The sequence below is a fragment of the Acidovorax sp. genome, from assembly GCF_047607405.1.
GTDB lineage: Bacteria > Pseudomonadota > Gammaproteobacteria > Burkholderiales > Burkholderiaceae_C > Acidovorax.
The window spans coordinates 1-4,776 of the sequence record NZ_JASGDA010000132.1 but is presented as its reverse complement, the minus strand read 5'-3'; the positions used below and the strand labels follow the sequence as shown (position 1 = coordinate 4,776).

Annotated in this window: 4 protein-coding genes and 1 pseudogene; 4 read left to right on the top strand and 1 reads right to left on the bottom strand. The window is 69.3% G+C overall.

Features of this window, described 5'->3' with window-relative positions:
* Positions 1-221: 221 nt before the first annotated feature.
* Complete coding sequence (locus QM569_RS15915; protein WP_414988213.1) at positions 222-1,175, top strand: Gfo/Idh/MocA family oxidoreductase; 954 nt, start codon at positions 222-224, stop codon at positions 1,173-1,175.
* 55 nt (positions 1,176-1,230) lie between these two features.
* On the opposite strand, the gene QM569_RS15910 is transcribed toward QM569_RS15915, so the two are convergent.
* The gene (locus QM569_RS15910) at positions 1,231-2,076 is read right to left on the bottom strand and encodes a M48 family metallopeptidase (protein ID WP_414988212.1); all 846 of its coding nucleotides are present in this window, start codon (positions 2,074-2,076) and stop codon (positions 1,231-1,233) included.
* A 23-nt stretch (positions 2,077-2,099) separates the two neighbouring features.
* Between QM569_RS15910 and QM569_RS15905 the strand changes: the two genes are divergently transcribed.
* The 3 genes and pseudogenes from QM569_RS15905 to QM569_RS15895 all read left to right on the top strand — a co-directional run.
* On the top strand, positions 2,100-3,434 hold the full coding sequence (locus QM569_RS15905) for an AmpG family muropeptide MFS transporter (RefSeq protein WP_414988211.1): 1,335 nt from the start codon (positions 2,100-2,102) through the stop codon (positions 3,432-3,434).
* Positions 3,435-3,529: 95 nt separating this feature from the next.
* Positions 3,530-4,252: a response regulator gene (locus QM569_RS15900; protein ID WP_414988210.1), complete on the top strand. Its 723-nt coding sequence runs from the start codon at positions 3,530-3,532 to the stop codon at positions 4,250-4,252.
* A 170-nt stretch (positions 4,253-4,422) separates the two neighbouring features.
* Positions 4,423-4,776: pseudogene (locus QM569_RS15895) on the top strand (two-component sensor histidine kinase); the annotation flags it as partial.

Here is a 4,776-nt window from a genome sequence, read left to right as displayed (position 1 = left end):
TCGCAAGGCGCGCGCCGCCGCCAAGGCTGGTGGCCTTGGCAAGGGCTGCAACACCGCGAGCGCTGGCCTTTTGGCCCAACCCTTCGGGAAAGCCGGGGAAAGGCCCGGCCACGTTGTTGCAGGCCGCTTGCGGTATCCATACCGCGGCGCGTCCTGCGCCTAGTTGCCGGGCCTTTCCCCGGCTTTCGCGGGCACGTAAAAGTGCATAACACGCTCTAACCATGACCATCAAAGTAGCCCTGGCAGGCGCAGGCGCCTTCGGCATCAAGCACCTGGACGGCATCAAGAACATCCCCGATGTCGAAGTCGTCTCCCTCGTCAGCCGCGACCTGGACAAGACCCGGGAAGTGGCCGACAAGTACGGCATCAAGCACGTCACCACCGAGCTGGCCGACAGCCTGGCCATCAAGGAGGTGGACGCCGTCATCCTCTGCACCCCCACGCAGATGCACGCCAGCCAGTCCATCGCCTGCCTGCAAGCGGGCAAGCACGTGCAGGTCGAAATCCCGCTGTGCGACGTGCTGGCCGACGGCGAGAAGGTGGTGGCGCTGCAAAAGCAGACCGGCCTCGTCGCCATGTGCGGCCACACGCGCCGCTTCAACCCCAGCCACCAGTGGGTCCACAAGAAGATCACGGCGCGCGAATTCAACATCCAGCAGATGGACGTGCAGACCTACTTCTTCCGACGCACCAACATGAACGCCCTGGGCCAGCCGCGCAGTTGGACAGACCACCTGCTGTGGCACCACGCCGCGCACACCGTGGACCTGTTCGCCTACCAGTGCGGCAGCCCCATCGTCAGGGCCAACGCCGTGCAAGGCCCCATCCACAATCAACTCGGCATCGCCATGGACATGAGCATCCAGCTGAAGGCCGCCAACGGCGCGATCTGCACGCTGAGTTTGAGCTTCAACAACGACGGCCCGCTGGGCACCTTCTTCCGCTACATCGGCGACACGGGAACCTACATCGCACGCTACGACGACCTGTTCAACGGCAAGGAAGAAAAGATCGACGTGAGCCAAGTGGACGTGTCGATGAACGGCATCGAGCTGCAAGACCGCGAGTTCTTCGCCGCCATCCGCGAAGGCCGCGAGCCCAACGCCAGCGTGGCCCAGGTGCTGCCGTGCTACCAGGTGCTGCACGACCTGGAGCAGCAGCTGAACGCTGGCTGATTTCAAGCCAAATCGGCCTCCAGCGCTTATCCCATAAGCGCCATCAGCTACAAAATCAGGAGCGTTTTGCCGCCTCGTACAGCCCCTGCACGCGGGGTACGTTCTGCTCCAGCTCCTTGATGCGCGCGGGCCCCGAGGGGTGGGTGGACAGGAACGCCAGCCCGCCCTGCCGGCTGCCCGTGGCGTTGCCCATCTTCTGCCACAGGCTCGCGGCGGCCCGGGGGTTGTAGCCCGCGCGGGCGGCCAGCTCCAGGCCTACCAGGTCGGCCTCGCTCTCGTCGCTGCGGCTGAACTGCAAGGTGAGCAGTTGCCCGCCCAGGTTGGCCGCCGCGTTGCCCAGGTCGCCCAGGCCCAGCAGCGCCGAGCCCAGGCGCAGCGCCAGGTTGGTGCCCTGCGTCTTGGCGATGCGCTCGCGCGCGTGCTCGCGCAGGGCGTGGGCCATTTCGTGGCCCATGACCATGGCCACCTCGTCGTCCGTCAGCTTGAGCTGGTCCAGGATGCCGGTGTAGAACGCGATCTTGCCGCCCGGCATGCAGAAGGCGTTGATCTGCTGGCTGCCGATCAGGTTGACCTCCCAGCGCCACTGCCGGGCCCGCTCGTTCCACGGCGCGGTGAACGGGATCAGCCGCCCGGCGATGGCATGCAGGCGCTGCAACTGCGGGTGCCCCTGGGGCGCCAGGGCGCGCTTGGCGCGGGCCTGCTCCAGCATCTGCCGGTATTGCCGGGCGGCGGACTGCTCCAGCGTCTCGGCGGGCACCAGCTTGCGCAGGCTGGACGCATCGCCCACGTCCACCTGCGCCAGCGCGGGCGTGGCGGCACCCGCAGCACCTGCACCGGCGGCCAGCAGGAAGGCGCGGCGCGAAGACCAGGGGGATGAAAGGGCGGAGCAGCGCAGGCACATGGGCGGGAATAATAGACGCCTTCATGACGGACACCAGCCCCCACCCCCCCCCAAAAACCCCCTGGCTGCAGACCCTGCGCGTCTATCTGGAGCCCGCCAGCCTGCGCATGCTCGCCCTGGGCTTTTCCGCCGGGCTGCCGCTGCTGCTGGTGCTGGGCACGCTGTCGTTCAGGCTGCGCGAGGCGGGCATCGACCGCAGCACCATCGGCTACCTGAGCTGGGTGGGCCTGGCCTATGCCTTCAAGTGGGCCTGGGCGCCGCTGGTGGACCGCATGCCCATCCCGCTGCTGACGCGCGCCCTGGGGCGGCGGCGCAGTTGGCTGCTGCTGTCGCAGTGCGCGATCGTGGCGGGCCTGGTGGGCATGGCCGTGGCCGACCCGCTTCTCGCGCTCGGCCCCATCGTAGGGTGCGCGCTGGCGGTGGCCTTCGGCTCGGCCACGCAGGACATCGCGCTGGACGCCTTCCGCATCGAGTCCGCCGACGCCAGTCGCCAGGCCGCGCTGGCCGCGTCGTACCAGACGGGCTACCGGCTCGCCATGATCTGGGCGGGCGCGGGCGTGCTGTGGATCGCTGCGCGGGCCGAGGTGGCGGGGCAGGTCGCCGCGTACCAAAACGGCGCGTGGCAGACGGCCTACCTGGCCATGGCGGCGTCGATGGCGGTGGGCATCGTCACCGTGCTGTTCTCGCGCGAGCCCGCGCCCGTGGCGCTGCCCCCGGCGCGCAACGCGGCCGAGTGGGTCCAGGGCGCGGTGGTGGCGCCGTTCGCCGACTTTCTGCGCCGCTACGGCTGGCATGCGGCGCTGATCCTGGCGCTCATCGCCGTCTATCGCATCAGCGACGTGGTGATGGGCATCATGGCCAACCCGTTCTACGTGGACATGGGCTACACCAAGGACGAGGTGGCCGCCGTCACCAAGATCTACGGCGTGGTGATGACGCTGGCGGGCGCCTTCGTGGGCGGCGTTCTGGCCATGCGCCTGGGCGTCATGCGCGTGCTGATGCTGGGCGCCATCCTGAGCGCCGCCAGCAACCTGCTGTTCGCCTGGCTCGCGGGCCACGGGCACGACGTGACGGCGCTGATCGCCGTGGTGTCGGCCGACAACCTGGCGGGCGGCATCGCCTCGGCCGCGTTCATCGCCTACCTGTCGAGCCTGACCAACGTGAGCTACTCGGCCACGCAGTACGCGCTGTTCAGCTCCATGATGCTGCTGGCCCCGAAGTTCATCGCGGGCTTCTCGGGCGACTACGTCAACGCCTTCGGCTACGCGCAGTTCTTCGTCTCCACGGCCCTGCTGGGGGTGCCGGTGCTGGGGCTGGTGTGGCTGGCATCCAGAATAAAAACAGCCCCCAGTGCTTGATGGACGGGCACTGGCAGCTATCAAAACAGAAGCGGTTTACCTAACTTTACCGCCACTTCAACCTAGCGAGATACCCCCGCCGCAGGATGCCCCCCATGAGCGCACAACTCTTGATGATCGAAGACGACGCCCGCCTCGCGCAGATGGTGGGCGAATACCTGGGCCAGTCGGGCCTGCAGGTCGCGCACTGCGCCGACGGCGGCAGCGGCCTGGCGCAGCTGCAGCAGGGCCCGGCCCTGCCCGACCTGGTGATCCTGGACCTGATGCTGCCCGACATCGACGGCCTGGAGGTCTGCCGCCGCATCCGCGCGCTGCAGGGCCCCGCCGCGCAGGTGCCCGTGCTCATGCTCACCGCCAAGGGCGACCCCATGGACCGCATCATCGGCCTGGAGCTGGGCGCCGACGACTACCTGCCCAAGCCGTTCGAGCCGCGCGAGCTGCTGGCGCGCATCCGCGCCATCCTGCGCCGCCGTGCCGATGGCGCAGGCGGCGCCAGCGCGCCCGCCGCGCAGGTGCTGCGCTTCGGCTCGCTGGAGATCGACCGCGACGCGCGCACCGTCACCGTGGGCGGGCAACCGGCGGACCTCACGTCCTACCAGTTCGACCTGCTCGTCGCCCTGGCCGAGCGCGCGGGCCGCGTGCTCACCCGCGACCAGATCATGGAAGCCGTGCGCGGCCGCGAGCTGGAGGCCTTCGACCGCAGCATCGACGTTCACATGGGCCGCATCCGCGCCGCCATCGAGGCCGACCCCAAGAACCCGCGCCGCATCCTCACCGTGCGCGGCGTGGGCTACGTCTTTGCCAAGCAGCAAGATTGAAATGGAACACCCCCCTGAGGCCCTGCGGGCCTTCCCCCCGCTCTCGCGCTGTGCGCGGGCAGGGGGACGACGCCAGTGGCCGGGCCAAGCCCGCTCCACGGCGTCCGCTGGCCTTGGGCCGCGCCGGTTTCATAGGCCGTGGGTAGTGCGCAGCGCTATGGATCGCTGATATGTCCAATCCTGTCTCGCGCCGCCTGTCCCTGCGCATCTGGCTGACTTCGGTGGGCGCCATCGTGGTGCTCACCCTCGCCGTGGGCTGGGCCTGGCGCATGGCCGAGGAGCAAAAGGCCAGCAGCGAGCAGCCGCCTTTCGTGCCCCCCTCGCGCGAGATGGTGCTGCGCGACCCGGCGGGCCGGGAGGTGCTGCGCGGCCTGTCCACGCGCCAGCCCGCCGAGCCGGGTGAGGCCGTGGCGTTTCACATCGAAGACGGCAACGGGCAAATCTATGTGATGCAGATGGCCCCGCGCCAGCCGCGCCCCGAGCACGGCGGAGGCGGCCCAGGCCGCCCGGGCGGCGGCGGCCCG

Coding starts and splice junctions, on each gene's coding strand:
- QM569_RS15910 (WP_414988212.1), bottom strand. CDS start 2,076: ATGTGCCTGCGCTGCTCCGCCCTTTCATCCCCCTGGTCTTCGCGCCGC.
- QM569_RS15905 (WP_414988211.1), top strand. CDS start 2,100: ATGACGGACACCAGCCCCCACCCCCCCCCAAAAACCCCCTGGCTGCAG.
- QM569_RS15900 (WP_414988210.1), top strand. CDS start 3,530: ATGAGCGCACAACTCTTGATGATCGAAGACGACGCCCGCCTCGCGCAG.
- QM569_RS15915 (WP_414988213.1), top strand. CDS start 222: ATGACCATCAAAGTAGCCCTGGCAGGCGCAGGCGCCTTCGGCATCAAG.